A 25,434-nucleotide genomic window follows, 5' to 3' on the forward strand; every position below is an offset into this window, starting at 1 on the left:
GCCCCCATAAAGTCGGACAGTTCGTATTCAGGGCATTTATTTATCTTCCTATAGAAATAAATAACCGATATACGCTATATACTCGCCTCAGTAGCCCAACCGTTAATCATTAATTAAATGTATTTTTAAAACATTTAAATTCATTGAAAGCATATTTTATATAAAACTTGTTATGTCCTAATCCGGACTACTTTAAGTTTATTTTAGTTGATATCTTAACCGCCGAGAAATGGATTTCATCCATTTAAAAATAGATATCTTACAAGGATTTTAACATGCTGAAATTTGCAAAAATCACTATCGTTGCTGGTGTTCTGGCTACGCTGACCGCGTGTACTGGTCATGTTGATAACAAAAAAGATAACTGCACCTACGATTACTTCCTGCATCCGGCAATTTCTATTTCTAAAATTATTGGTGGCTGTGGCCCGGCTGCAGATCTGTAACAGAAGCGATTGCGCAGATACAAAAAAACCGGGAAACCCCCGGTTTTTATATTTATAGGTTAGATACTCATTCACACGCTACCGCACTTCTCGCCGAGCAGGTAGCGGGCCAGGGTTGTCAGTCCCTCCTCTCTCTTGATAAATATCCGACGCATTTTATATTCTCAGTAAATTGAGTATTTATATCTTCATTAAAGTGATTGATATAAGGAAATATGCAAACGGCGAGGCGCTTCATATTTTTTTGAGATTCGCCAGCGAACAGGCGAAAAAAAACCGGGTAGAACCCGGTTTCTTCAGCAACGCAGAGCGCATTACGGCTTGGCGACAAAACCAATCGCTTCGTAAACCGCTTTCAGCGTAACAGACGCGCGTGCGCTGGCTTTTTCAGCGCCATCTTTCATCACCTGCTGCAGGAAAGCTTCATCGTTACGGAAACGGTGATAACGCTCCTGAAGCTCGGTCAGCATGCCGGAAACGGCCTCTGCGACTTCACCTTTCAGATGACCATACATCTTGCCTTCAAAGTGCTGTTCCAGCTCCGGAATGCTCTGGCCGGTAACGGCAGAGAGGATATCCAGCAGGTTGGAAACACCCGCTTTATTCTGCACGTCGTAGCGTACAACAGGCGGCTCTTCGGAGTCGGTCATCGCACGTTTGATTTTCTTAACCACGGATTTCGGATCTTCCAGCAGGCCGATCACGTTGTTGCGGTTGTCATCCGACTTGGACATTTTCTTCGTCGGCTCCAGTAGCGACATCACGCGCGCACCGGATTTAGGAATGAACGGCTCAGGCACTTTGAAGATGTCGCCATACAGGGCGTTGAAGCGCTGGGCGATATCGCGGCTTAGTTCCAGATGCTGTTTCTGATCTTCGCCAACCGGTACCTGGTTGGTCTGATACAGCAGGATGTCTGCCGCCATCAGCACCGGATAATCAAACAGACCGGCGTTGATGTTCTCCGCATAGCGTGCGGATTTGTCTTTGAACTGGGTCATACGGCTCAGCTCGCCGAAATAGGTGTAGCAGTTCAGCGCCCAACCTAACTGTGCGTGTTCCGGTACATGAGACTGGACGAAAATGGTGCTTTTTTCAGGATCGATACCGCATGCCAGATACAGCGCCAGCGTATCGAGCGTTGCTTTACGCAGCTGCTGAGCATCCTGACGAACGGTGATGGCATGTTGGTCAACGATGCAGTAGATGCAATGGTAGTCATCCTGCATGCTCACCCACTGACGCAGCGCACCCATATAGTTGCCAATGGTCAATTCACCTGAGGGCTGTGCGCCACTAAAAACGATGGGCTTAGTCATTTTTTGATTCCTGATTTTCGCTATGCGGAAGCCCGAGAACGGGCAGTAGTTCATTAATACGGTCGTAAATAACGTCGGGTTGGCTCAGCGCGATCGACTCGCCGTAGTTGTAGCCATAAGTCAGACCAACGGACGGACAGCCAGCAGCTTTTGCCGCCTGAATATCATTACGTGAATCCCCTACGAAGAGCAATTGCTCAGGCTTGATGCCAAGCTTGCTTGCTACCAGCAGTAGCGGATCCGGATGCGGTTTTTTATTCTGCACGTCGTCACCACCGATGACCACGCTAAAGTATTTGGCGATATCTAACGCCTCAAGCAATGGCGCGACAAACGGGGTCGGTTTGTTGGTCACCAGACCCAGCGGCAATCCTTTCGCATGCATCGCGCCCAGCGTGTCGGCAACATCAGGGAACAGGAATGTCCCCTCTTCTGCGACATCGCCGTAGTATCTGTCGAACAGCTTACGCAAAATACGCACCTGTTCTTCGGCTGGGATATCATCATCAACGGGCGGTTTACCCATTGTCTTACGTAGTGTGGCGCGCTCCTGACGCGACCACGCCAGCGCGCGCTCCATCAGTACATCTGCACCGTTGCCAATCCAGGTGATAACGCGTTCTTCACCGGCAATCGGCAGTTCCAGCGCATACAGCGCCATATCCACCGCTGCGGTTAATCCCGGCGCGCTGTCGACCAGCGTACCGTCGAGGTCAAATGCAACCCCCCGAATATCCTGAAACTTATCCATGACTTACCTTCGCCAGTTCATTGCGCATTTCATCAATGACTTTTTTGTAGTCTGGTTGGTCGAAAATAGCAGAGCCTGCGACAAACATATCTGCACCCGCCGCCGCGATTTCACCAATGTTGTTCACCTTGACGCCGCCGTCCACTTCAAGGCGAATATCGTAGCCAGATTCATCAATACGACGACGCACTTCGCGCAGCTTATCCAGCGTTTGTGGGATAAAGGACTGCCCGCCAAAACCTGGGTTAACGGACATCAGCAGGATCACATCGAGCTTATCCATGACGTAGTCCAGATAGCTCAGCGGTGTTGCCGGGTTAAACACCAGGCCCGCTTTACAGCCATGCTCTTTGATCAGCTGTAAAGTGCGATCGACATGCTCGGAGGCTTCCGGGTGAAAAGTAATGATGCTCGCGCCGGCGGCGGCGAAGTCCGGGACAATACGATCGACCGGTTTCACCATCAGATGAACGTCAATCGGGGCAGTAATGCCATATTTACGCAGCGATTTCAGTACCATCGGGCCGATGGTCAGATTCGGTACGTAGTGATTGTCCATGACATCGAAGTGTACGACGTCGGCACCGGCAGTCAGCGCTCTCGCGGTGTCCTCACCCAGGCGGGCAAAATCAGCCGACAGAATTGAGGGGGCGATCAAATACTGTTTCATCCGCTTCTCCTTGAGAATTATTTCTTCGCAGGCGTTACAACTCCTGGTTTATACAGTGCCAGCAGTTCGTTCACCTTTTTACGCGTGCCGCCATTGCTGCTAATGCTGCGCCGCACTTTGACCTGAAAATGTTTCGCCGATCGGTACCATTCGCGGGTATCGGGCGTGTCATGGTTCGAAATTAACACCGGGATCTGCTTACTGACCAGCTTTTCTGCCATCTCGGCCAGATGCGCCTGCTCTTTTGGGCTAAAGCTGTTGGTATGATACGCGGTGAAATTTGCCGTCGCCGAAAGCGGTGCATAAGGCGGGTCACAATAGACCACAGAGTTGCTATCCGCACGGTCCATGCACTCTTCATAGGAGAGACAATGGAACTCCGCATTCTGCGCTTTTTCAGCAAAATGGTACAACTCGGCTTCCGGGAAGTAAGGTTTTTTATAACGACCAAACGGTACATTAAACTCGCCGCGCAGGTTATAACGGCACAATCCGTTGTAACCAAAGCGGTTCAGATACAAGAACAGTACTGCACGGCGGAACGGATCCTGACTGGCATTAAATTCTTCTCTGAACCGATAGTACACCTCAGCCTGATTAGTTTCAGGCATAAACAGCTCACGTGAAGCCTGCACATACTCATCGGTACGTGTCTTCACGATGTTATAGAGACTGATGAGGTCGCTGTTGATATCGGCAAGAATATAACGAGAAAAGTCGGTGTTGAGAAACACCGACCCGGCACCCACGAAAGGTTCAATCAGGCATTCACCCTGAGGTAAATGCCGTTTGATATCATCAAGCAGGGGGTATTTTCCCCCTGCCCATTTCAAAAAAGCGCGATTTTTTTTCATGCTGACTAACTAATTACACCTTCTCCGGCTGTGGAGAAAGCTCCGACAGCATCCTGCGCTTTAGTCTTTGTCCCGCAATTGGGCGAAACAGCAAACCATTGCAGAACATATCCTATCTTACTTCAAATCGGCCTGAACCTGGTGCAGCGGTTTTGCCCACGGATTTTTCGCCTGAATATCGGCGGGGAGCGTAGACACTGCACGTTTCGCATCTTCTTTAGACGCATACACGCCTGTTACCAGAACATACCACGGTTGACCGTTACGCGTCGTCTGATACACCACGTAGTTCTTCAGGTTTTCTTTCTTCGCCCAACCGTTAAGGTTGTCGTAGTTAGAAGAACTGCTGAGCTGCAGCGTGTAATGGCTGGACGGCGCAGATTTTAACGCTCCGACATTTCCTGCACTTTTCGCTCCACCAGCAACAGGCGTTGACGTTGTTGCCGTCGCAGTTGGCGCAGGCGTTGTAGTCGCGGTTGCTTTCGGCTCAACGGTCGCCTTCGGCGTAGCGGTAACCACAGGTGCTTTGGTTGTGGTCGTCGGCGCAGTTGCAGTTGGTTTTGCCTGAGCAACAGGTTTCGGCTCTGTCTGCGTCGCTTTCACCGTAGTTTGCGGTTTGCTCTTCGGCTCAATAACAGCCTGTTTACGTTCCTGGTGTGTCGCAGCAGGGCGTTCAGCCGTTTCCGTTTTCGCAGTCTGGCGCACAGCATTACCATTACGAACTGGCGCAACGGTCGCAGGTTCGGTCGGCAGCGTAGAGTTAACCACTACATTGTTAACCTGCTCCTGGCCTTGCGGTTGCGTCAGAGCGTTGTTCAGATCGCCCTGCACTTCAACACGCTGCTGGCCTTCAGTTGCCGCAGGTGTCTGACCTTGAGTTGGGGTAGAGGAAATCGGCGGTAGGGAAACATCCTGCTGGGTATTGCCAGCGGTCTGCTCAGCGCCTGCTGCAGGCGTAGTCGTGCTCGCCTGATCCGTCGCGTTGTTGCCAGAAAGATCAATGCTCTTCTCGCCAGATCCAGCCTGCTCACTGGGAGATGATGAGGGGGCTTTCAGCGCAGAACCGATACCGATGATCAGCAGCAACAGCACCAGGACACCGACACCCATCATCATATACTGACGAGAGGCAGGCTTGCTGGCGGGTTTCTTACGCTTGCGCGGACGGCGTTCTACACGCTCTTCATCCACGTCATCGTCCTCAGATTCATACTCTTCTTCAATGTCCCGTTCTTCTTCACGCTCTTTACGTGCGCGCGCAGGACGGCGATCGTCAGCATCCAGATCAACATTATCAAAATTGATTTGCGGCTCATTATCGCGTTCAGACGATTGACGAGAACGACCAGTACGACGATCGCTGGGATCGGGTTTCAGCTCGTCTTCTGGTTTGAATTCATCCATTTAACACCCCACTCAAAGGTTAATGCTTACGACTTTGCACATAACCTGAAGCTAAAAGACCTACGTTTCGCAACGCAAGCCAGACCTTTCTTGTTGTTACGCCGGCTGGCAATCAGCAATAGCGTTAAGAACCACCTCGTGCGACACTCCGCCGCGCACTTCACTCTTCCCTAATGCCAGCGGAAGCACTAAACGAATCTCTCCCGCTAACACTTTTTTATCTCGCAGCATGTGCGGCAGATAAGCCTCGCTGGACATTTCACGCGGTCCATTGACCGGCAAGCCCGCTCGCTGCAGCAGCGTAATGATGCGCTGCGTATCAGCGGAGGTAAACTGTCCAAGACGTTCTGACGTACGAGCAGCCATTACCATACCTGCTGCAACGGCTTCACCATGTAACCAATTGCCATAACCCATTTCAGCTTCGATCGCATGGCCAAACGTGTGTCCCAGATTCAGTAAAGCACGTAAGCCCATTTCACGCTCGTCCGCTGCGACAACTTCTGCTTTCAGCTCACAACAACGACGAATACAGTACGCCATCGCCGGACCATCCAGACGCAATAACGCATCCAGATTTTCTTCCAGCCAACTGAAAAATTCACCGTCAAGGATGATGCCGTATTTGATCACTTCCGCCAGCCCCGATGCCAGCTCACGCGCAGGAAGCGTTTTCAGACAATCGAGATCCACCACCACGGACGCCGGTTGGTAAAACGCGCCAATCATGTTTTTACCGAGGGGATGGTTTACGGCGGTTTTGCCGCCAACGGAGGAGTCGACCTGCGACAACAGGGTTGTCGGGACTTGAATAAAACGAACACCACGCTGATAGCTGGCTGCCGCAAAACCGGTCAGATCGCCTATCACGCCGCCGCCAAGTGCGACTAACGTGGTATCACGACCGTGCGGTTTTTGCAGTAACGCAGTGAAAACCGTATCCAGAACCGTCAGGCTTTTATACTGCTCGCCATCGGGAAGGATAACGCTATCAACGTTAACACCCGCCTGTTCAAGTACGCCGCGAACCTTATCGAGATAAAGGGGGGCCAGGGTTTCGTTGGTCACCAACATAACCTGATCGCCCGATTTCAGCGGTAAGAATGAAGCTGGCTCATTAAACAAACCAGCCGCGATGGTGATAGGGTAACTACGTTCCCCGAGAGTGACTGTGATCCTCTCCATTACGCGACATCCACCTTAGTTACTTGTACCCGCAGACGAGTGTGTATTCAGCCAGAATTAGTTGCTTTCCAACATATGAATAATCTGGTTTGCTACGACTTTTGCGCTCTGATCGTCGGTGCGAATGGTCACGTCAGCAATCTCTTCGTACAGAGGATTGCGTTCGTCAGCCAACGCTTCCAGAACTTCACGAGGCGGCGATTCTACCTGCAGCAGCGGGCGTTTCTTGTCACGTTGAGTTCGCGCAAGTTGTTTTTCAATTGTCGTTTCAAGATAGACCACGACGCCACGCGCGGAAAGACGGTTACGTGTTTCACGTGATTTAACAGAGCCACCGCCAGTTGCCAGCACAATACCCTGTTTTTCCGTCAACTCGTTGATGACTTTTTCTTCGCGATCACGGAAGCCGTCTTCACCTTCTACATCGAAGACCCAGCCCACATCAGCTCCGGTTCGTTTCTCAATCTCTTGATCAGAATCGTAAAATTCCATATTGAGTTGTTGAGCTAACTGGCGCCCAATAGTGCTTTTTCCGGCACCCATAGGCCCAACCAGAAAGATATTGCGTTTCTCTGCCATTTTTTCGGTACTACTAAGACTATTCGTTAATGGTAAACCCGCTTCGCAGACACTCAGCGCAGCAGGACATGAACTGAAACCTCATAAGATATTGCGAGAGTCAGACTGAAAATTATCTCAATACTCAAGCGGGTTTGGCAACTGAATAAATCACCAAACCTTACGCATTTCTGGTCGTGGCAGGCATGCTACCCTGCAAACATCAGACCTGCCGACGTATTGCGCAGCCAAATGACACCAAATAAGCCTATGACACACCACCAGAAAGGCAAAGCGTATTTACTGCCGCATAAGTAAAGAAAAGTACCGACACTCAAATCGGTACTCCTTGTATGCTAAATACACCCGCACGTCAAATCTCTGAAACGTGTTCAGTGCAAAAACAACGGCTTTTCATGCATAAGTTATTGCGTTGAAACCAGTCTGGGCGTAATAAAAACCACTAATTCACGCCGTTCGTCTTCTTTACCATCATGACGAAAGAGAGAGCCAAGCCAGGGGATGTCGCCTAACAGCGGCACGCTGTCGGCTGCGGATTTATTCTTATGTGAAAAAATCCCGCCCAGCGCAATCGTCTCGCCGCTTTTTACCTCGACCTGAGTTTCAATCTCCTGCTTATCAATAGCCAGAACTTCGCCATCCGCCTGCTGTAGCACCTGCCCGGGAACATTCTGGCTGATATGCAGTTTTAGTCTGATTCGTCCTTTCTGCAATACGGTGGGCGTGACTTCCATCCCTAATACAGCTTCCTTGAACTCGACGGATGTCGCGCCGCTTTCACCGCTGGAGACCTGATAAGGGATCTCACTACCCTGCTTAATACTGGCAGGTTGCAGGTGAGAAGCCAGTAAGCGTGGACTGGCGATGATGTCCAACTGCTGTTTTTGCTCCAGCGCAGACAGCTCCAGCTCGAGTAAACGACCGTTAATACGGCCAATGTTAAATCCCACACGGGATGTGGCTGTGGATACAGAAAGATCGCTGGCAAGCGTTGTGACGTTCCCCACAGCCCCCGATTGCTGTGCGTCAGCCAGCGACCACTTCCCCCCCAGCTCACGCAAGCTTTTTTCATTAATCGTCACGATATGCGCCGCCAGTTCGACTTGTGCAACCGGCAGATCCATTTGCGCCACCCACGTTTCCAGTGCGTTAAGCGCAACGCTATTATCACGCAGCAGTAAGCGGTTGGTGCGTTTATCCACCGTCATGCTTCCTTTAGCGCTGAGCAGCTTTTCTCCGGCTTTTGCCAGCTCGGAGGCATCAGCATATTGCAAAATGATACTGCGATGTTCCAACGGCAGGCTGGCCTGAAGCCGTGCCTGCTCATTGTCCTGACGAGCCGCATTTTCACTCTGCCATTGAACAGAATGCACATGCAGAATGTTGCCTTCCTGGCGTAATACCAGCCCGGCGCTTTTCACCACCGTTTGCAATGCCCGCTTCCAGGGCACATCCGTCAAATGCAGTGACAGCACACCGCTGACATCCGGTGAAACTACCAGGTTTTTCTTTTCCTGTTCGGCCAGCGCCTGCAATACCTGCACCACCGGCACATCATCGACCACCAGCGTCACGTTTTGTGATTTCGCCGCCAGTACGCTCTGAATCCCGACCACCAGTACGAGTACTATCCATGCCATCCATCGCTTCATTTATCGCTCCTTGTCGTTGCCACTGCCACTGCGACGGCTCGCAGTTTTTCCCTGTGTCGAGGGTTACGCTCTGGGCCGTTATCTGCGTAACCGTCCAACCGTTTTTCAGGACATCATTTCGCTCAACCCGCTGCCATTTTTTCTGGCTATCCTGAACAATGCCAATAGGTCGCGCGCCCTGGCTCAATATTCCCTGATAGCGCCATGTCGACAGCTCAGCAATTTGGCAACGGTCCTCCGGCGGCAGGAAGGGATTACGCATACCGGTGAGTATCAGTACGCTTACGCACGCCAACAGCCAGCGTTCAACCATCATTCAGGCGCTCCAGTTGTAGTGTTAACAGCAGCTCCGCACCTTCTGCGTAAAGAGAAAACCGGCTGACGTTCATCCCTTGCTCCGCTAATTGGTCAAACATCTGCGGGATGACATCCCAGCCTGGCTTCAGCGTCATTTCTCCGCCCTGTGCGGAGGGTTGCCAGTGGATAAGATGTGCAAGAGGAGTCTGAAACAGCAGCGGGGAGAACGGAAGCTGCGTCTCTTCAGGCTCTTCTGGCGATGCCGCCAGCAAATATAAATTTCGCCATTGTGCCTGAATGGCCGCTCGTTGCTGATTTAGCGCCTCTTGTTGCATAACCCGTTTCTGCGCGGTGGAGCTGAGGCATAACATGACGACGATGAGCAGTCCCAGCATCCAGCCACCGCCGCAGATGAGCCGAAAGCGCGGCGACTGCGCTAACCAGCTATCACAAAGCGTTTTCATGCGCACCGCTCCGCATCAGTCGATAGTGGAATTGCCAGCGTCCCTGCGCATCCTGCTGCGTTTCGCCAGGGCTACCCAATTTAAATAGCGGCAGTTGGCGTAATTGCGCTTCCAGCGCCTTCAGCGCGGCAAAGCTCAGCGTGTTTCCCGTCAGTTCCAGTGTCTCCTGCTGCCAGGTTATTTTTGTTAACCACGCCTGCTCTGGCAGTAATTCCGCCAGCCCATGCAAAACCCGCTGCCAGCTTCGGGTCTGCTCACGCTGTTTGTTCCGCGCTTGAACCTGTTGCCATCGTTGCTGGCGCTGCTGCACACGCGGCTTTAGCGCCATTAAAGCCTCGGCCCGCGTCTTTTCGGCATCCGCTAACAACAATTCGACCTGGTTTTCTACGCTCAAAACGCTGTAATAGCGCAACAACACGCCGCTACTAAGCAGTAGCGAAGCGCCAAATAAAACACTCCAGAAGCGTAGGCAGGCGCGACGTCGCGTCTGGCGCCAGGGCAGAAGATTGATGGTCGCTATCATCAACATGTGCCTCCCATAGCGAGTCCCAGTGCAATGGTGAAGCGATGGCTTTGCGTTGGAATTGGCGGCTGGCGTACAGACACCACGCTTAAAGGATCGAAGCCGCTGGGATCGCATAGCGCAATGGCTGTCGTGGAAAGCGATAATGTCGCGGCAAGCTCGTCGATACAGCCAATATCGCCCGTTGATTTACGCCCCCATGCCGAACGGGTCGCCCATAGCCACTGGGTGTCATCACGCCATACCAGACACTGATGACGTTCTGGCAGGTAAGGTATAAATCGCTGTAACGCGCTGGCATCCGGCGTAATCGCCGTAACCTGAACCTTCAACGTTTGGATAAGCGTCAGAAGCGCTGAAATCTCTTTGCTTTGCGCGGCAGTGACGTTAAACGCCGGGCTTAACGTGTCTTCGCTATAATCAAAATGCAGCGCATCCGGCGCCATATCCAGCTCACGCGCCATCGAACCGGATAACCATGCGGCTTGCTCCGGCTCGCGCAGCATCATTTCCGGACGAGGATACTTTTTTTGTAACGTCCTGTTGGCAGGAAAAGAGAGATGAATATGGTGTCGGCGAGGAAGCTCCCGGCTCCACGGCAGTAGCGCTGCGACAAGCTGTTCAGGCTCGCGAATGTGGCCATCGACGATAACCTGAGGCGTCAGCGGTATACGCCACCAGCGCTGGAGAAACCAACCGGATGCGTCGTGAACTACGGCGACAGCCAGCGCTTCATGTTGCTGAATATGCAGACCAATTTTCCAGATATTGAAAGCCATTGCTGATGATCTCCTTATCACCCGTTGCTTTAACGGGTATATCAATGCGTCTGGCTTGCCTTTATACTACCGCGCGTTTGTTTATAAACTGCCCAAATGCCACTAAATGGGAAATCTCCAGTGAAGTTCGTAAAGTATTTATTAATCCTTGCAGTATGTTGCATCCTGCTGGGAGCAGGCTCGATTTATGGCCTCTATCGCTATATTGAGCCGCAATTACCTGACGTCGCGACGCTCAAAGATGTGCGTTTACAGATCCCGATGCAGGTTTACAGCGCTGATGGCGAGCTTATCGCGCAATATGGCGAGAAACGTCGAATCCCGGTCACCCTGGATCAGATGCCGCCGGTAATGGTTAAAGCCTTTATCGCTACCGAAGACAGTCGTTTTTATGAGCACCACGGGGTAGACCCGGTGGGGATCTTCCGTGCTGCCAGCGTCGCGCTATTCTCCGGCCATGCATCGCAAGGGGCCAGCACCATTACCCAACAGTTGGCGAGAAACTTCTTCCTGAGCCCGGAACGTACGCTGATGCGTAAGATCAAAGAAGTGTTCCTGGCGATCCGCATTGAACAACTGCTGAGTAAAGATGAGATCCTCGAACTGTATCTGAACAAGATTTACCTGGGGTATCGCGCTTATGGCGTAGGTGCTGCCGCGCAGGTCTATTTCGGTAAGACGGTTGATCAGCTCAGCTTAAGTGAAATTGCGGTGATTGCCGGTCTGCCAAAAGCGCCGTCAACCTTCAACCCCCTCTATTCGATGGAAAGGGCAACCGCGCGACGTAACGTCGTACTGTCGCGTATGTTGAGCGAAAACTACATCACGCAGGCCCAGTACGATCAGGCGCGCGGCGAAGCCATTGACGCCAACTACCACGCGCCGGAAATCGCCTTCTCCGCGCCGTATCTCTCTGAGATGGTGCGCCAGGAGATGTATAACCGTTATGGCGAGAAAGCCTATGAGGACGGGTATCGCATCACCACCACCATTACGCGCAAAGTACAGCAGGCTGCTCAGCAGGCAGTACGTAACAACGTGATGGATTACGACATGCGCCACGGTTACCGCGGCCCGTCGAACGTGCTGTGGAAAGTGGGCGAAAGCAGTTGGGACAGCAAGAAAATCACCGATACGCTGAAAGCGCTACCGACTTATGGTCCCCTGCTACCGGCGGTTGTTACCAGCGCCAATCCGCAGGAAGCCATTGCCGCGCTGGCGGATGGTACGTCAGTGTCATTACGGATGGATGGCATGCGCTGGGCGCGTCCTTACCGCTCGGATACCCAGCAAGGCCCGACGCCGCGCAAAGTGACTGATGTGGTGCAAACCGGGCAGCAAATCTGGGTACGCCAGGTTGGCGATTCCTGGTGGCTGGCGCAAGTACCGGACGTCAACTCCGCACTGGTCTCCATCAATCCGCAAAACGGCGCGGTGCTGGCGCTGGTCGGTGGTTTTGACTTCAACCAGAGCAAGTTTAACCGTGCAACCCAGGCGTTACGCCAGGTGGGTTCCAACATCAAACCATTCCTGTATACCGCCGCGATGGATAAAGGTCTGACGCTGGCGAGCATGCTTAACGACGTGCCGATCTCCCGTTGGGATGCCGGAGCGGGTTCCGACTGGCAGCCGAAGAACTCACCACCGCAATACGCCGGTCCTATCCGCTTACGTCAGGGGCTGGGTCAGTCGAAAAACGTGGTGATGGTACGCGCCATGCGCGCGATGGGCGTGGATTACGCGGCAGAGTATCTGCAACGTTTCGGCTTCCCGGCACAGAACATTGTGCACACCGAGTCGCTGGCGCTGGGTTCTGCCTCGTTCACGCCGTTGCAGGTGGCGCGCGGTTATGCAGTGATGTCTAACGGCGGCTTCCTGGTCGATCCGTATTTCATCAGTAAAATCGAAAGCGATATGGGCGGCGTTATCTTCGAGGCGAAGCCGAAAATTGCCTGTCCGGAATGCGATATTCCGGTGATTTATGGTGATACCCAGAAATCTAACGTGCTGGAAAACAGTAACGTCGAAGATGTCGCCGTCTCGCAGGAACAGCAGAATGCCTCCGTGCCTATGCCTCAGCTTGAGCAGGCAAACCAGGCGCTGGTCGCGCAAAGCGGAACGCAGGAGTACGCTCCACACGTGATCAACACGCCGCTGGCCTTCCTGATTAAAAGCGCCCTGAATACCAATATCTTTGGTGAGCCGGGCTGGATGGGAACCGGTTGGCGTGCAGGTCGCGATTTACAGCGCCATGATATCGGCGGGAAAACCGGGACCACCAACAGCTCTAAAGATGCATGGTTCTCCGGCTACGGGCCAGGCGTGGTGACGTCGGTATGGATCGGGTTTGATGACCATCGCCGCAATCTCGGACACACGACGGCTTCTGGGGCGATCAAAGACCAGATCTCCGGCTACGAAGGCGGCGCAAAGAGCGCACAGCCTGCCTGGGATGCCTATATGAAGTCCGTGCTGGAAGGCGTGCCTGAGCAGCCGCTGACGCCGCCGCCGGGTATCGTGACGGTCAATATCGATCGCAGCACCGGTCAACTGGCAAGCGGTGGCAACAGCCGCGCAGAATACTTCATTGAAGGCACTCAGCCGACGCAACAGGCGGTGCATGAGGTGGGGACGACCATTATCGATAATGGTGAGACACACGAACTGTTCTGATCCCTGACCGTTCAAAAAAAGGCGCTTCGGCGCCTTTTTTATTATTCGTGAAGAGAAATTAAAGCCGCCCTTGTCCTTTCAGCCATTCGCGCACGAGGAACAGCGCACTCACATTACGCGCTTCGTGAAAATCAGGATCTTCCAGCAGGTCCATCATATGCGCCAGCGGCCAGCGCACCTGCGGTAATGGTTCAGGCTCATCACCTTCCAGCGATTCAGGATATAAGTCCTCCGCCACCACGATGTTCATTTTGCTGGAGAAATAGGACGGCGCCATGCTGAGTTTCTTTAAAAACGTCAGATCTTTTGCGCCAAACCCCACCTCTTCTTTCAGCTCCCGATTCGCCGCTTCATACACGCTTTCGCCAGGATCGATTAACCCCTTGGAAAAACCCAGTTCGTAAGATTCGGTCCCGACGGCGTATTCGCGGATGAGGATCAGGTGGTCGTCCACAATCGGCACAATCATTACCGCTTCACGCGTGGACGGGCGCATACGTTCATAAACGCGGCGTACGCCATTGCTGAACTCAAGGTCCACGCTTTCGACTTTAAACAGCCGGGATTGGGCGACGGTTTCCACTTTCAAAATCGTGGGTTTCTGTAATGATTTGCTCATTGTGAGGATCTTTGCTGTGAAATCTGGGGTTATTGTGCGATATACCGCACGGTTTCGGCAATGTGAATTGCCGTTTATTTACATTTATGTAACGTACTAAAAGTTAATCCCTATTTCAAATTAAAAGTCAATAGGTTGAAATAACTCCAGGAATTTGCTGATATTCCATTTTTAGTGATTTTGCTATGATTCGCATTTACTGGGCTGTACTTAAAGATGCTCAAGTTCGACTCCACACTTGCCGATAGCCAATCACAGAATCACGAATATTGAACAGGGTGCGACTGACCACGCCTGACAGACTAAGTAAGATGGGGAAAGCATGAGCACCATTCTGATTTTTTTAGCTGCTTTGCTGGCCTGCTCATTGCTTGCAGGATGGCTACTCAGAACGAAATCCAGACGGAAAAATTTACCCTTGAGCAACGTCTTCTCAGACGCCTCGAAGCGTAAACTCACGCCTGAAGAGCGCAGTGCAGTCGAAAACTATCTCGAAAGCCTTAGTCAAATTCAGCAGGTACCTGGTCCAACGGGCGCCAGCTCCGCGCCGGTGTCATTAACGCTGAATGCCCAAAGTAATAGCGTCATCGTACTTACGCACGCGATTACACGTTACGGCATTACTACCGACGATCCTAACAAATGGCGTTACTATCTTGATTCCGTTGAGGTACATCTTCCCCCTTTCTGGGAACAATACATCAATGACGAAAACAGCGTTGAGCTAATCCACACCAATACGATACCGCTGGTTATCTCCCTGAACGGCCATACGCTGCAGGAATATATGCAGGAAGCGCGTGGCTATGCGTTACAGCACACCGCTTCTACCCAGGCGTCCATTCGCGGTGAAGAAAGCGAGCAGATTGAACTGCTGAATATTCGCCAGGAAACCCATGAAGAATATGCGCTCAGCCGCCCGTCGGGATTGCGCGAGGCGTTACTGATTGCCGCATCGTTCCTGCTGTTCTTTTTCTGTTTGATAATCCCGGATACGTTTGTTCCGTGGACATTTGGTGGCGCGGTGCTGCTACTGGCTGCGGGTCTGTGGGGGCTGTTTGCCCCACCGTCTAAAACCGCCCTGCGGGAAATTCATTGTCTGCGCGGTACGCCGCGTCGCTGGGGGCTGTTTGGCGAAAACGACCAGGAGCAAATTAATAATATCTCGCTAGGTATTATTGATCTGATTTATCCACCGCACTGGCAGCCTTACATCGCACAAGATCTTGGCCAGCAAACGGATATTGATATTTATCTCGATCGCCACGTTGTACGCCAGGGGCGTTTTTTATCGCTGCATGATGAAGTCAAAAACTTCCCGTTACAGCACTGGCTGCGCAACGCCGTCATCGCGGGCGGCTCGTTGCTGGTGCTGCTGATGCTGCTGTTTTGGATCCCGCTGGATATGCCGATAAAGCTTACGCTTTCCTGGATGAAGGGCGCACAAACTATCGAAGCCACCAGCGTTAAACAGCTTGAAAACGCGGGCGTTCGCGTGGGTGACACGCTGCATCTGAGCGGTACGGGTATGTGTAACATTCATACCCAGGGGAGCTGGAATGCGCAGCCTTCCGCGCCGTTTATGCCTTTCGATTGCACGCAAATTATCTGGAATGACGCGCGCGCATTACCGCTGCCTGAGTCCGACCTGGTTAATAAAGCCACCGCGCTCACGCAGGCGGTGAACCGCCAACTGCACCCCAAAGCGGATGATGACTCTCGCGTCAGCGCATCGTTACGCTCGGCAATCCAAAAGTCCGGAATGGTGTTACTGGACGATTTTGGCGAGATCGTCCTGAAAACGGCCGATCTGTGCGCGGCCAAAGATGAATGTGTACGTTTAAAAAATGCACTGGTTAACCTTGGTAACAGTAAAGACTGGACGGCGCTGGTGAAACGGGCAAACGCAGGCAAACTGGATGGCGTGAACGTGCTGCTGCGTCCGGTAAGCGCGGAGTCGTTGGATAATCTGGTGAATACCTCTACGGCGCCGTTTATTTCACGCGAGACTGCGCGAGCGGCCCAGACGCTGAATAGCCCAGCCCCTGGCGGTTTCCTGATTATCAGCGACGAAGGCAGCGATCTGGTCGATCAGCCGTGGCCGACAACCTCGCTATATGACTATCCCCCACAGGAACAGTGGAACGCCTTCCAGCGTCTGGCGCAGATGCTGATGCAGACGCCGTTTCGCGCGGAGGGGATCGTCACCAATATTTCGACCGACGCCAATGGCACCCAGCACATTGGCCTGCACCGTATCCCGGATCGTTCAGGATTATGGCGTTACCTTGGCACGACGCTGCTGATGTTCTCCATGCTCGGATGCGCTGTCTACAACAGCATACAGGCTTTCAGACGCTACCAGCGTCACCGCTCCCGCATCACGGAAATTCAGAGCTACTACGAAAGTTGCCTGAATCCAACGCTGATTGACAACCCGGAAAGCCTGATTCGATAACACGCTCGCGCGACAGGATATGCTACCCTGTCGCGCATCATGTTTTCTTCTGGGGAGTTTCCATGCAGATCAATATTGCCTGGCAGGATGTCGATACCGTGTTGTTAGATATGGACGGCACGCTGCTCGACCTGGCATTCGATAACTATTTCTGGCAAAAACTGGTGCCGGAAACCTATGGCGCGAAACAGGGTATCTCTCCCCAGGAAGCCCAGGACTATATTCGTCAGCAGTATCATGCCGTGCAGCATACGCTAAACTGGTACTGCCTGGATTACTGGAGCGAATGCCTGGATCTTGATATTTGCGCCATGACAACGGAACAGGGACCGCGCGCCGTTTTGCGTGAAGATACTGTACCGTTTCTTGATGCCTTAAAAGCCAGCGGCAAGCGCCGTATTTTGCTCACCAACGCGCATCCCCATAACCTGGCGGTGAAGCTGGAGCATACCGGTCTGGCCTCACACCTTGATTTATTACTTTCCACCCACACATTTGGTTATCCCAAAGAGGATCAGCGGTTATGGCACGCTGTGGCTGAAGAAACGGGAATGAGTGCAGAGAAGACGCTGTTTATTGATGACAGCGAACCCATTCTCGACGCCGCTGCTCTGTACGGTATTCGTTACTGCCTCGGCGTGACCAATCCCGACTCAGGCATCGCGGAAAAACAGTACGCACGCCATCCGTCACTGAATGACTACCGCCGACTGATCCCCTCACTGATGTGAAGGAGACGCCATGAAAGAAAAGCCCTCTGCTGAAGTCAGGCTGGATAAATGGCTGTGGGCTGCACGCTTTTACAAAACGCGTGCGCTAGCCCGCGAAATGGTTGAAGGCGGTAAGGTGCATTACAACGGCCAGCGCAGCAAACCGAGCAAAATTGTCGAGCTGAACGCCACCCTCACCCTGCGCCAGGGAAATGACGAGCGAACGGTCATTATCAAGGCTATTACCGAGCAGCGTCGCCCGGCCACGGAAGCCGTTACGCTGTATGAAGAAACCGCGGAAAGCGTAGAAAAACGCGAAAAAGTGGCGCTGGCGCGTAAACTTAACGCGTTAACCATGCCGCACCCAGACAGGCGACCGGACAAGAAAGAGCGCCGCGACCTGTTACGATTTAAACATGGCGACAGCGAGTGACTGTCACCTGCAAGAGAGATGATTATGCCGCAACATGACCAATTACATCGTTATCTGTTTGAAAACTTTGCCGTGCGCGGCGAGCTGGTGACCGTTTCGGAAACCCTGCAACAGATCCTCGAAAATCATACTTACCCGCAGCCGGTCAAGAACGTACTGGCTGAACTGCTGGTCGCCACCAGCCTGCTCACCGCCACGCTGAAGTTTGCCGGTGATATCACCGTACAGCTGCAGGGCGATGGTCCGCTGAGCCTGGCCGTCATTAACGGCAACAACAATCAGCAGATGCGCGGCGTGGCCCGTATGCAGGGCGATATCCCTGAAGGCGCTGATCTCAAAACGCTGGTAGGCAACGGCTACCTGGTGATCACCATTACCCCAGAAGAAGGCGAGCGCTATCAGGGCGTGGTTGGTCTGGAAGGCGACACGCTGGCCGCCTGTCTGGAAGATTACTTCATGCGTTCTGAACAGTTGCCGACACGTCTGTTTATCCGTACTGGCGACGTCGATGGCAAACCCGCTGCTGGCGGGATGCTTCTGCAGGTAATGCCGGCGCAAAACGCGCAGGCAGATGATTTCGATCACCTGACAGCCCTGACCGAAACCATCAAAACTGAAGAGCTGTTAACGCTCCCGGCCAACGAAGTGCTGTGGCGCTTGTACCACGAAGAAGAGGTTACTCTCTACGATCCGCAGGACGTTGAGTTCAAATGCACCTGTTCACGCGAACGCTGCGCTGGCGCACTGAAAACGCTGCCGGACGAAGAAGTGGACAGCATTCTGGCGGAAGAAGGCGAGATCGATATGCACTGCGATTACTGCGGGAGCCACTATCTGTTTAACGCCATGGACATTGCTGAGATCCGCAGCAACGCTTCCCCGGCAGACCCGCAGGTACATTAATCACTACAGCCTATCCGGCCCACTATCGTCGACCGGATAGGCGTTCGCACCGCCATCCATCAAAACGCTATCCGCAACACGCTCACTCGTTGTAATAATTCATCGGCAATCGGGTGCCATCAATGGTGATATCACGCCAAACTCTGGGGGCTGAATCCAGTTGATGATTCGCCACCGCCTGCAGCAGTTTATCCTTATTGAATCCTGCAGGTAGCTGACCTGATGCGATGAGTTCCCATTTATCCTCTTTCCTGGCAAAGACCAGACTCTCACCATCGCCAAAAGCATACAGCACCTGCTCAGGCTTACCATCAGCATTGAGGTCCTGATCGACCAGGACGCATGCATCCTGCTCAACGCAGGATGTAATGCGGTAGCTCTGCCCTTTGACAAACGCCCAGAAGGTCTCATCGGGTTGCCTGCTACCTGGAGCAATCATCACTTTCGGCGCTAGTTGAGTGGCTGTCAGGTTCTGAATGGGATCGCGACGTCCTTGCAGCAGAGAATTTAAGTCGCGCCGGCGCTTAGTGTCTTGGTTAAACGCCGCATCTTTTTGTAATGCCTCCAACGCCGCACGTCCCGGTTTTCCGCTATTACTCAACATATACAGGCTGACCTGATCCGGCTTAATTTTCCCGCTGTGATACCGCCCCATATGGCTGTTGACGCTGATGCGCCAGGCATCAATAACCGGCGACGACAGCAAAATCAACAGCCCCAACGCCAGCAACGAAACGCTAAGAATCACCTTCCCCTGAAGCTCAAGCGGATTGCGCCCACGGCGTAAAATACTCGCCAGATAGCCAAACGACCAGAGCAGCAGCACGCAGACCACCAGCACGCCATATAAACGCTCTGGCGTCCAACCGTACTGTTGAATTCGCACCCACAGTGACCAACCGGCAATCAGCATATAGATGGGCGCGACAACCAGGGCGCATTTGATCAGGTAGCGTAACGCGGCTGGATAGGGAAGCGCCTCTTTCTGCGGCTCGCGAACGATAGCCATCAACAGCAGCAGGAGCAGCGCCAGCGTTGACATCAACCCGGCCGCAGACACCCGCTGCGAGATAGCCTCCAGGCCGGTGAAGGGCAAGGTCAGCACAAACATCAGCGCCAGCAGCGCGACCAGGGGTAACAGACCGGTGGCGATCAAAGTCAGTAACTTTTGGACCGCCGCAACCAGACGCGACTGCGTGCGGGTCAGTACCACCGCCAGTGCGGTAACCAGGCCAAAGGCCACGTAGCCAAACCAGTCGGTATCAAAGAAAAGCGTGTCGAAGAAGGTAATACCAACGAGCTTAAACATCTCGCTCCATAGCAGGAGCACCATCCAGAACAGACCGTTGGCGACAAAGACAATCAGTAACGTCAGCGCATTAAGCCACAAACTCGTATAAAACTGCGCATAACGGGCCTGCTGGCGGGATGCGTGGAGCGAGTACTGAATCCATGGCAATGCCAGCATCGCCATCAGCAGTAAGCGCCAGCCGTACAACATAAAAATATCATTTTGCCGCCACTTATCGCTGCCCTCGACTTGCCACTTTAGCCAGACGCTCATCGCCAGCACGACAACAAAGATCAGCGCCATCCAGTACCACAGCGCGCGTTGTTTGAAAGAGACAACAGTGAGTAAAAGCGCCGAGGAGAGAGCAATTGTCGCGGGCATGCCATAGAACAGCCAGCCGTCATTATGCGGCACCAGATATGTCATCAGCAGGTAGCACAATATCCCCTGTAACAGGCCGATAGATATCATGCCCCAGCGAGTAGTACGTGAAAGCTCAACACTATCCATGTCGTCACCCAGAATGAAGTGAAAAGGTAATTATCGCATCAACTTCACAATTTTGAGCATTGATAGGCCGATCCCGGACCACTGCGGCGGGAAGTGAATCGATATTGTTTATGTATGAGTTACGTTATTTTCTTACGTGAATGCGATTACACTCACAAGTTTCCCGCCAAAAACACTCTCTATTAACGTTTTAAGAACATTTTCCACAACAAAAAAGGGTTTCCTGCCATAATATCCGCCTCTTTGTGACAGGAGTCGCAGCGCATTCGGTTATCCGTGATTTTCCCGGATGCGTAAATCTATGAGCCTTGTCGCGGTTAGCAATCCCTAAAAAACCTTACTATTCCAGGTAATACATATTGGCTAAGGAGCAGTGAAATGCGTGTGAACAACAGTTTAACCCCGCAAGATCTCAAGGCTTATGGTATCAATGACGTTCAGGATATCGTTTACAATCCAGACTACGACACGCTTTTCCAGGAGGAACTTGATCCAAACCTGGAAGGTTATGAGCGTGGCGTGTTAACAAACCTGGGCGCCGTTGCCGTTGATACCGGTATCTTTACCGGACGTTCGCCAAAGGATAAGTATATTGTCCGTGACGACACCACGCGCGACACGCTCTGGTGGTCCGACAAAGGTAAAGGTAAGAACGACAACAAACCGCTCTCCCCGGAAACCTGGCAGCATCTGAAAGGATTAGTCACCCAGCAGCTTTCCGGTAAGCGTCTGTTTATCATTGATGCATTCTGCGGCGCTAACGCCGATACCCGCCTTTCCGTACGCTTCATTACCGAAGTAGCCTGGCAGGCGCATTTTGTTAAAAACATGTTCATCCGCCCAAGCGACGAAGAGCTGGTTGATTTCAAACCTGATTTCATCGTGATGAACGGCGCTAAATGCACTAACCCGCAGTGGAAAGAGCAGGGTCTGAACTCCGAAAACTTCGTGGCTTTCAACCTGACTGAGCGTATCCAGTTGATTGGTGGCACCTGGTACGGCGGCGAAATGAAGAAAGGTATGTTCTCCGTAATGAACTACCTGCTGCCGCTGAAAGGCATTGCCTCCATGCACTGCTCGGCAAACGTCGGGGAAAAAGGTGATGTGGCAGTCTTCTTTGGCCTGTCCGGTACGGGTAAAACAACGCTGTCCACCGATCCGAAACGCCGCCTGATTGGCGATGACGAACACGGCTGGGATGACGACGGCGTGTTTAACTTTGAAGGCGGTTGCTACGCGAAGACCATCAAACTGTCTAAAGATGCCGAGCCGGAAATCTACAACGCAATCCGTCGTGACGCGCTGCTGGAAAACGTCACCGTGCGCGCAGATGGTTCCATCGACTTCGACGACGGTTCCAAAACCGAAAACACCCGCGTGTCCTACCCGATTTATCACATCGATAACATCGTTAAGCCGGTGTCAAAAGCGGGTCACGCCACCAAAGTGATCTTCCTGACCGCCGACGCGTTTGGCGTGCTGCCGCCGGTCTCTCGTCTGACGGCAGACCAAACCCAGTACCACTTCCTGTCTGGCTTCACCGCCAAACTGGCCGGTACCGAACGTGGCGTCACCGAACCAACCCCAACCTTCTCAGCCTGCTTTGGCGCAGCATTCCTGTCACTGCACCCAACGCAGTACGCAGAAGTACTGGTGAAACGTATGCAGGCGGCAGGTGCGCAGGCATATCTGGTTAACACCGGCTGGAACGGTACCGGCAAGCGTATCTCTATCAAAGATACCCGCGCGATTATCGACGCTATCCTGAACGGTTCGCTGGATGACGCAGAAACGTTCCGTCTGCCGATGTTTGACCTGGCTATCCCAACCGAGCTGCCGGGCGTGGATACTCGCATTCTCGATCCGCGTAATACCTATGCTTCTCCGGAGCAGTGGCAGGAAAAAGCCAACGCACTGGCGAAACTGTTTATCGAGAACTTCGAGAAATACACCGATACCCCTGCGGGTGAAGCGCTGGTTAGCGCCGGACCGAAGCTGTAACGAAGAGTGCCGGATGGCGGTTTCGCCTTATCCGGCCTACAGCAACAAAAAGGGAGGCATTTCGCCTCCCTTTCTTATGCGTCTTTCGTGATGCCCTGCGCGCGAGTGAAGGGAACCGGAAGCCAGGCGCGGATCGACAACCCTCCTCGTTCACTGGTGCCAATTTCCAGCATACCGTTATGGTTATCGATAATACGCTGCACAATCGCCAGACCCAGGCCCGTGCCGCTGGTACTACGCGCGCTGTCGCCGCGGACAAACGGCTGGAACAGGTGTTTACGCTGCTCCGGCTTGATGCCCGGACCATCATCTTCTACCTGGAACCAGGCGCGATGCGTCTCCGTACCGCTGCTGACCTTAATCCAGCCGTTGCCGTAACGGGCGGCGTTAACCACCATATTGGCAACCGCACGCTTGATCGACAGCGGGTGCATTTTCACCTGAATGCTGCCCGGCAGCAGCGCAGTTTCGATTTCACGTTCATAGCCGCTTTCCGCTGCGACCACTTCGCCTAATACCGAGTTCAGATCCGCCATCTCCATCGGCATCTCCTGACCGGTACGCAGATAATCGATGAACTGCTCGATAATGGCATTACACTCTTCGATGTCCTTATTGATGGACTCCGCGAGATAACCATCCTCTTCGCCCATCATTTCGGTCGCCAGACGAATACGCGTCAGCGGAGTACGTAAATCGTGGCTCACGCCCGCCATTAACAGCGTACGGTCATCAGCCAGTTGCTTCACACCCGCGGCCATATGGTTAAAGGCTCGGGTAACGGAGCGCACCTCTGAAGCGCCATACTCACGCAGCGGCGGCGGAATGATACCTTTCCCCACCTGCAGCGCCGCATGTTCAAGATCCACCAGCGGTCGGTTCTGGATACGGATAAACAGCCACGCGCCACCGATAGCCAACAGCATAATCGCCAGCGTGTAGCGGAACAGCGGTGAGAAATCGCCCTGATGGATCTCCGTCAGCGGCACGCGTACCCAGATATTGGGCGACAGCCAGGTTTTCAGCCATACGACCGGCGAGCTTTTGTTCACCTCAACGCGGACTTCCGTCGGACCGCCCAGCTGCTGCGCCATCTGATGGCTTAAGAATTCATAGTGTTGCGCCCAACGCAGTCCAGCTTCTTCAGCGGCCTCGTTGGAATAGAGGGAAATACCCAGCTCACGATAAATTTCCCGGCGGAATGCGGGCGGCACCACCAGTTGCGTACCGTCCTCCAGCTGCAGTTTATCGGTCATCAGCATACGAACTTCGTAGGCCAGGACCTTATTAAACTGCTGGAGGCTCGGCAGTATCGCGAAGTTCAGCACTACCAGGTAAGTCGTCACCAGGCTGGCAAACAGCAAGGTGACGATGAGCAATAACGTGCGGGCAAACGAACTTCGTGGCGAGAAGCGCATTCGCCTCATGCTTTAGAACCGTCCGGAACAAAGACGTAGCCGAGACCCCACACGGTCTGAATGTAGCGCGGATGCGCCGGGTCCTCTTCCACCATACGGCGCAGACGAGAAATCTGGACATCGATAGAACGCTCCATCGCCGAATATTCACGACCACGGGCCAGGTTCATCAGCTTGTCGCGGGACAACGGCTCGCGCGGGTGGCTTACCAGCGCTTTCAGTACCGCAAATTCCCCACTGGTGAGCGGCATTGGCTCATCTTCACGGAACATTTCACGCGTACCGAGGTTCAGTTTAAACTTACCAAAAGCAATGACCGCTTCTTCCTGAGAAGGCGCGCCCGGCAGTTCGTTCGCCTGACGACGCAGTACAGCGCGAATACGCGCCAGCAGTTCTCGCGGGTTAAACGGTTTCGGAATGTAATCGTCAGCGCCGATTTCCAGCCCAACGATACGATCGACTTCTTCACCCTTCGCCGTGACCATAATGATCGGCATCGGGTTGCTTTGACTGCGCAGGCGACGGCAAATAGACAGGCCATCTTCTCCCGGCAGCATTAAATCCAGCACCATCAGGTGAAAGGACTCACGGGTCAGCAGACGATCCATCTGCTCAGCGTTAGCGACGCTTCGAACCTGGAAGCCCTGCTCGGTCAGATAACGCTCCAGAAGCGCACGCAAGCGCATGTCGTCATCGACCACCAGAATCTTATAGTTCTCTTGCATTGTTATTACTCCCAAAGGTTCGCAACAATTAAGTGTATATTCTTAAGAAAGCTAACGTGAGTCACCAGCGAATTCTGGTATGAATTCCAGGCTAAATTGTTACAAAGCATATTAAACAGCAGCTTAAGTATACAATGTTTCTCGCAATACATTATTTATTCTGTTGATATGCTCGCGTAATACTAATTGTGCGCATCATCACAGAGTCGAAGGTAAAACAATAAGATGAAAACGCCCCTGATAACCCGCGAAGGGTATGAAAAACTCAAACAAGAGCTGAATTACCTCTGGCGTGAAGAGCGCCCGGAAGTCACCAAAAAGGTTACCTGGGCCGCAAGTCTGGGTGACCGCAGCGAAAATGCCGACTACCAGTATAATAAAAAGCGTCTGCGTGAGATCGACCGCCGTGTCCGTTATTTGACCAAGTGCATGGAGAATTTGAAAATCGTCGATTACTCCCCGCAGCAAGAGGGCAAAGTCTTCTTTGGCGCGTGGGTCGAGGTTGAAAATGACGATGGCGACATCCGTAAATTCCGTATTGTCGGCTACGATGAGATCTTCGGTCGTAAAGATTACATTTCTATCGACTCACCGATGGCGCGGGCGCTGCTGAAAAAAGAGGTCGGCGATCTCGCGATAGTCAACACCCCTGGTGGTGAAGCCAGCTGGTACGTGAACGAAATTAAATACGTTAAGTGAGACCGGAACAATCCGAAGCCCCGGTAGATGACTGGCATTTTTGCCAGTCAATCCGTATAACTATCCCCTGA

24 protein-coding genes are annotated in these 25,434 nt (G+C 52.9%); 8 read left to right on the forward strand and 16 right to left on the reverse strand.

Going from position 1 to position 25,434, the window contains the following annotated elements; translation table 11 throughout:
• Nucleotides 1–275: 275 nt before the first annotated feature.
• Entirely contained in the window at nucleotides 276–446 is a 171-nt protein-coding gene (locus HV334_RS22730; protein WP_016154783.1) for a YhfL family protein, read from the forward strand.
• 314 nt (nucleotides 447–760) lie between these two features.
• Here the strand turns inward: HV334_RS22730 and trpS are convergent, their stop codons facing one another.
• From trpS to HV334_RS22790, 12 genes are all read right to left on the reverse strand, one after another.
• Entirely contained in the window at nucleotides 761–1,765 is a 1,005-nt protein-coding gene (gene trpS / locus HV334_RS22735) for a tryptophan--tRNA ligase (protein WP_016154784.1), read from the reverse strand.
• On the reverse strand, nucleotides 1,758–2,516 hold the full coding sequence (gene gph / locus HV334_RS22740; RefSeq protein ID WP_016154785.1) for a phosphoglycolate phosphatase: 759 nt from the start codon (nucleotides 2,514–2,516) through the stop codon (nucleotides 1,758–1,760). Before gph ends, trpS begins: the two co-directional genes overlap by 8 nt.
• A complete protein-coding gene (rpe, locus tag HV334_RS22745; RefSeq protein ID WP_003023561.1) occupies nucleotides 2,509–3,186 on the reverse strand; it encodes a ribulose-phosphate 3-epimerase in 678 nt (225 codons plus the stop codon). The genes gph and rpe overlap by 8 nt, the downstream gene beginning before the upstream one ends.
• A gap of 17 nt (nucleotides 3,187–3,203) precedes the next feature.
• On the reverse strand, nucleotides 3,204–4,040 hold the full coding sequence (gene dam / locus HV334_RS22750) for an adenine-specific DNA-methyltransferase (protein ID WP_016154786.1): 837 nt from the start codon (nucleotides 4,038–4,040) through the stop codon (nucleotides 3,204–3,206).
• A 117-nt stretch (nucleotides 4,041–4,157) separates the two neighbouring features.
• Nucleotides 4,158–5,444: a cell division protein DamX gene (gene damX, locus HV334_RS22755; protein ID WP_153689954.1), complete on the reverse strand. Its 1,287-nt coding sequence runs from the start codon at nucleotides 5,442–5,444 to the stop codon at nucleotides 4,158–4,160.
• A gap of 96 nt (nucleotides 5,445–5,540) precedes the next feature.
• Nucleotides 5,541–6,629, reverse strand: a complete 1,089-nt coding sequence (gene aroB, locus HV334_RS22760; protein ID WP_016154788.1) for a 3-dehydroquinate synthase — start codon at nucleotides 6,627–6,629, stop codon at nucleotides 5,541–5,543.
• Nucleotides 6,630–6,686: 57 nt separating this feature from the next.
• Nucleotides 6,687–7,208 carry a shikimate kinase AroK gene (aroK, locus tag HV334_RS22765; protein WP_003023552.1) on the reverse strand — a complete coding sequence of 174 codons (522 nt, stop codon included), beginning with the start codon at nucleotides 7,206–7,208 and terminating at the stop codon, nucleotides 6,687–6,689.
• A 404-nt stretch (nucleotides 7,209–7,612) separates the two neighbouring features.
• A complete protein-coding gene (gene hofQ, locus HV334_RS22770; RefSeq protein ID WP_181220926.1) occupies nucleotides 7,613–8,860 on the reverse strand; it encodes a DNA uptake porin HofQ in 1,248 nt (415 codons plus the stop codon).
• Nucleotides 8,763–9,176, reverse strand: coding sequence for a HofP DNA utilization family protein (locus tag HV334_RS22775; protein ID WP_049283087.1), 414 nt, complete (start codon nucleotides 9,174–9,176; stop codon nucleotides 8,763–8,765). Before HV334_RS22775 ends, hofQ begins: the two co-directional genes overlap by 98 nt.
• Nucleotides 9,166–9,621 (reverse strand): hypothetical protein, encoded by a 456-nt coding sequence (locus HV334_RS22780; protein WP_181220927.1) that lies wholly within the window; start codon nucleotides 9,619–9,621, stop codon nucleotides 9,166–9,168. Before HV334_RS22780 ends, HV334_RS22775 begins: the two co-directional genes overlap by 11 nt.
• The gene (locus HV334_RS22785) at nucleotides 9,605–10,144 is read right to left on the reverse strand and encodes a PilN domain-containing protein (protein ID WP_181221938.1); all 540 of its coding nucleotides are present in this window, start codon (nucleotides 10,142–10,144) and stop codon (nucleotides 9,605–9,607) included. The genes HV334_RS22780 and HV334_RS22785 overlap by 17 nt, the downstream gene beginning before the upstream one ends.
• Nucleotides 10,144–10,923 (reverse strand): hypothetical protein, encoded by a 780-nt coding sequence (locus HV334_RS22790; RefSeq protein ID WP_016157634.1) that lies wholly within the window; start codon nucleotides 10,921–10,923, stop codon nucleotides 10,144–10,146. The genes HV334_RS22785 and HV334_RS22790 overlap by 1 nt, the downstream gene beginning before the upstream one ends.
• A gap of 120 nt (nucleotides 10,924–11,043) precedes the next feature.
• On the opposite strand from HV334_RS22790, the gene mrcA reads away from it, so the two are divergent.
• On the forward strand, nucleotides 11,044–13,596 hold the full coding sequence (gene mrcA / locus HV334_RS22795; protein ID WP_181220928.1) for a peptidoglycan glycosyltransferase/peptidoglycan DD-transpeptidase MrcA: 2,553 nt from the start codon (nucleotides 11,044–11,046) through the stop codon (nucleotides 13,594–13,596).
• Between the two features lie 58 nt (nucleotides 13,597–13,654).
• On the opposite strand, the gene nudE is transcribed toward mrcA, so the two are convergent.
• Nucleotides 13,655–14,215: an ADP compounds hydrolase NudE gene (nudE, locus tag HV334_RS22800; protein ID WP_016157636.1), complete on the reverse strand. Its 561-nt coding sequence runs from the start codon at nucleotides 14,213–14,215 to the stop codon at nucleotides 13,655–13,657.
• A gap of 322 nt (nucleotides 14,216–14,537) precedes the next feature.
• On the opposite strand from nudE, the gene igaA reads away from it, so the two are divergent.
• The 4 genes from igaA to hslO all read left to right on the forward strand — a co-directional run bounded on the left by igaA (nucleotide 14,538) and on the right by hslO (nucleotide 18,719).
• A complete protein-coding gene (gene igaA, locus HV334_RS22805) occupies nucleotides 14,538–16,673 on the forward strand; it encodes an intracellular growth attenuator protein IgaA (RefSeq protein WP_049283091.1) in 2,136 nt (711 codons plus the stop codon).
• Nucleotides 16,674–16,735: 62 nt separating this feature from the next.
• A complete protein-coding gene (gene yrfG / locus HV334_RS22810; RefSeq protein WP_016157638.1) occupies nucleotides 16,736–17,404 on the forward strand; it encodes a GMP/IMP nucleotidase in 669 nt (222 codons plus the stop codon).
• A 10-nt stretch (nucleotides 17,405–17,414) separates the two neighbouring features.
• The gene (hslR, locus tag HV334_RS22815; RefSeq protein ID WP_016157639.1) at nucleotides 17,415–17,816 is read left to right on the forward strand and encodes a ribosome-associated heat shock protein Hsp15; all 402 of its coding nucleotides are present in this window, start codon (nucleotides 17,415–17,417) and stop codon (nucleotides 17,814–17,816) included.
• A gap of 24 nt (nucleotides 17,817–17,840) precedes the next feature.
• Nucleotides 17,841–18,719: an Hsp33 family molecular chaperone HslO gene (gene hslO, locus HV334_RS22820; RefSeq protein WP_016157640.1), complete on the forward strand. Its 879-nt coding sequence runs from the start codon at nucleotides 17,841–17,843 to the stop codon at nucleotides 18,717–18,719.
• Between the two features lie 82 nt (nucleotides 18,720–18,801).
• On the opposite strand, the gene HV334_RS22825 is transcribed toward hslO, so the two are convergent.
• Nucleotides 18,802–20,520, reverse strand: coding sequence for a DUF4153 domain-containing protein (locus HV334_RS22825; protein WP_181220929.1), 1,719 nt, complete (start codon nucleotides 20,518–20,520; stop codon nucleotides 18,802–18,804).
• A 378-nt stretch (nucleotides 20,521–20,898) separates the two neighbouring features.
• Between HV334_RS22825 and pckA the strand changes: the two genes are divergently transcribed.
• Nucleotides 20,899–22,521 (forward strand): phosphoenolpyruvate carboxykinase (ATP), encoded by a 1,623-nt coding sequence (pckA, locus tag HV334_RS22830; protein ID WP_016154801.1) that lies wholly within the window; start codon nucleotides 20,899–20,901, stop codon nucleotides 22,519–22,521.
• A 74-nt stretch (nucleotides 22,522–22,595) separates the two neighbouring features.
• On the opposite strand, the gene envZ is transcribed toward pckA, so the two are convergent.
• Nucleotides 22,596–23,948, reverse strand: coding sequence for a two-component system sensor histidine kinase EnvZ (gene envZ / locus HV334_RS22835; protein ID WP_029139732.1), 1,353 nt, complete (start codon nucleotides 23,946–23,948; stop codon nucleotides 22,596–22,598).
• The gene (gene ompR / locus HV334_RS22840) at nucleotides 23,945–24,664 is read right to left on the reverse strand and encodes a two-component system response regulator OmpR (protein WP_001157751.1); all 720 of its coding nucleotides are present in this window, start codon (nucleotides 24,662–24,664) and stop codon (nucleotides 23,945–23,947) included. The genes envZ and ompR overlap by 4 nt, the downstream gene beginning before the upstream one ends.
• A gap of 225 nt (nucleotides 24,665–24,889) precedes the next feature.
• On the opposite strand from ompR, the gene greB reads away from it, so the two are divergent.
• Nucleotides 24,890–25,363: a transcription elongation factor GreB gene (greB, locus tag HV334_RS22845; RefSeq protein WP_153689948.1), complete on the forward strand. Its 474-nt coding sequence runs from the start codon at nucleotides 24,890–24,892 to the stop codon at nucleotides 25,361–25,363.
• Nucleotides 25,364–25,434: the final 71 nt, after the last annotated feature.

This window comes from Citrobacter sp. RHBSTW-00944, assembly GCF_013615435.1.
Lineage (GTDB): Bacteria > Pseudomonadota > Gammaproteobacteria > Enterobacterales > Enterobacteriaceae > Citrobacter > Citrobacter braakii.

Excerpts from the sequence above, each read along its gene's own strand:
- aroK (WP_003023552.1), bottom strand. The coding sequence starts at position 7,208 with ATGGCAGAGAAACGCAATATCTTTCTGGTTGGGCCTATGGGTGCCGGA.
- ompR (WP_001157751.1), bottom strand. The coding sequence starts at position 24,664 with ATGCAAGAGAACTATAAGATTCTGGTGGTCGATGACGACATGCGCTTG.
- HV334_RS22730 (WP_016154783.1), top strand. The coding sequence starts at position 276 with ATGCTGAAATTTGCAAAAATCACTATCGTTGCTGGTGTTCTGGCTACG.
- yrfG (WP_016157638.1), top strand. The coding sequence starts at position 16,736 with ATGCAGATCAATATTGCCTGGCAGGATGTCGATACCGTGTTGTTAGAT.
- rpe (WP_003023561.1), bottom strand. The coding sequence starts at position 3,186 with ATGAAACAGTATTTGATCGCCCCCTCAATTCTGTCGGCTGATTTTGCC.
- aroB (WP_016154788.1), bottom strand. The coding sequence starts at position 6,629 with ATGGAGAGGATCACAGTCACTCTCGGGGAACGTAGTTACCCTATCACC.
- hofQ (WP_181220926.1), bottom strand. The coding sequence starts at position 8,860 with ATGAAGCGATGGATGGCATGGATAGTACTCGTACTGGTGGTCGGGATT.
- HV334_RS22825 (WP_181220929.1), bottom strand. The coding sequence starts at position 20,520 with ATGGATAGTGTTGAGCTTTCACGTACTACTCGCTGGGGCATGATATCT.
- HV334_RS22785 (WP_181221938.1), bottom strand. The coding sequence starts at position 10,144 with ATGATAGCGACCATCAATCTTCTGCCCTGGCGCCAGACGCGACGTCGC.
- envZ (WP_029139732.1), bottom strand. The coding sequence starts at position 23,948 with ATGAGGCGAATGCGCTTCTCGCCACGAAGTTCGTTTGCCCGCACGTTA.
- greB (WP_153689948.1), top strand. The coding sequence starts at position 24,890 with ATGAAAACGCCCCTGATAACCCGCGAAGGGTATGAAAAACTCAAACAA.
- HV334_RS22790 (WP_016157634.1), bottom strand. The coding sequence starts at position 10,923 with ATGGCTTTCAATATCTGGAAAATTGGTCTGCATATTCAGCAACATGAA.
- HV334_RS22775 (WP_049283087.1), bottom strand. The coding sequence starts at position 9,176 with ATGATGGTTGAACGCTGGCTGTTGGCGTGCGTAAGCGTACTGATACTC.
- HV334_RS22780 (WP_181220927.1), bottom strand. The coding sequence starts at position 9,621 with ATGAAAACGCTTTGTGATAGCTGGTTAGCGCAGTCGCCGCGCTTTCGG.
- nudE (WP_016157636.1), bottom strand. The coding sequence starts at position 14,215 with ATGAGCAAATCATTACAGAAACCCACGATTTTGAAAGTGGAAACCGTC.
- hslR (WP_016157639.1), top strand. The coding sequence starts at position 17,415 with ATGAAAGAAAAGCCCTCTGCTGAAGTCAGGCTGGATAAATGGCTGTGG.
- trpS (WP_016154784.1), bottom strand. The coding sequence starts at position 1,765 with ATGACTAAGCCCATCGTTTTTAGTGGCGCACAGCCCTCAGGTGAATTG.
- igaA (WP_049283091.1), top strand. The coding sequence starts at position 14,538 with ATGAGCACCATTCTGATTTTTTTAGCTGCTTTGCTGGCCTGCTCATTG.
- gph (WP_016154785.1), bottom strand. The coding sequence starts at position 2,516 with ATGGATAAGTTTCAGGATATTCGGGGGGTTGCATTTGACCTCGACGGT.
- pckA (WP_016154801.1), top strand. The coding sequence starts at position 20,899 with ATGCGTGTGAACAACAGTTTAACCCCGCAAGATCTCAAGGCTTATGGT.
- damX (WP_153689954.1), bottom strand. The coding sequence starts at position 5,444 with ATGGATGAATTCAAACCAGAAGACGAGCTGAAACCCGATCCCAGCGAT.
- dam (WP_016154786.1), bottom strand. The coding sequence starts at position 4,040 with ATGAAAAAAAATCGCGCTTTTTTGAAATGGGCAGGGGGAAAATACCCC.
- hslO (WP_016157640.1), top strand. The coding sequence starts at position 17,841 with ATGCCGCAACATGACCAATTACATCGTTATCTGTTTGAAAACTTTGCC.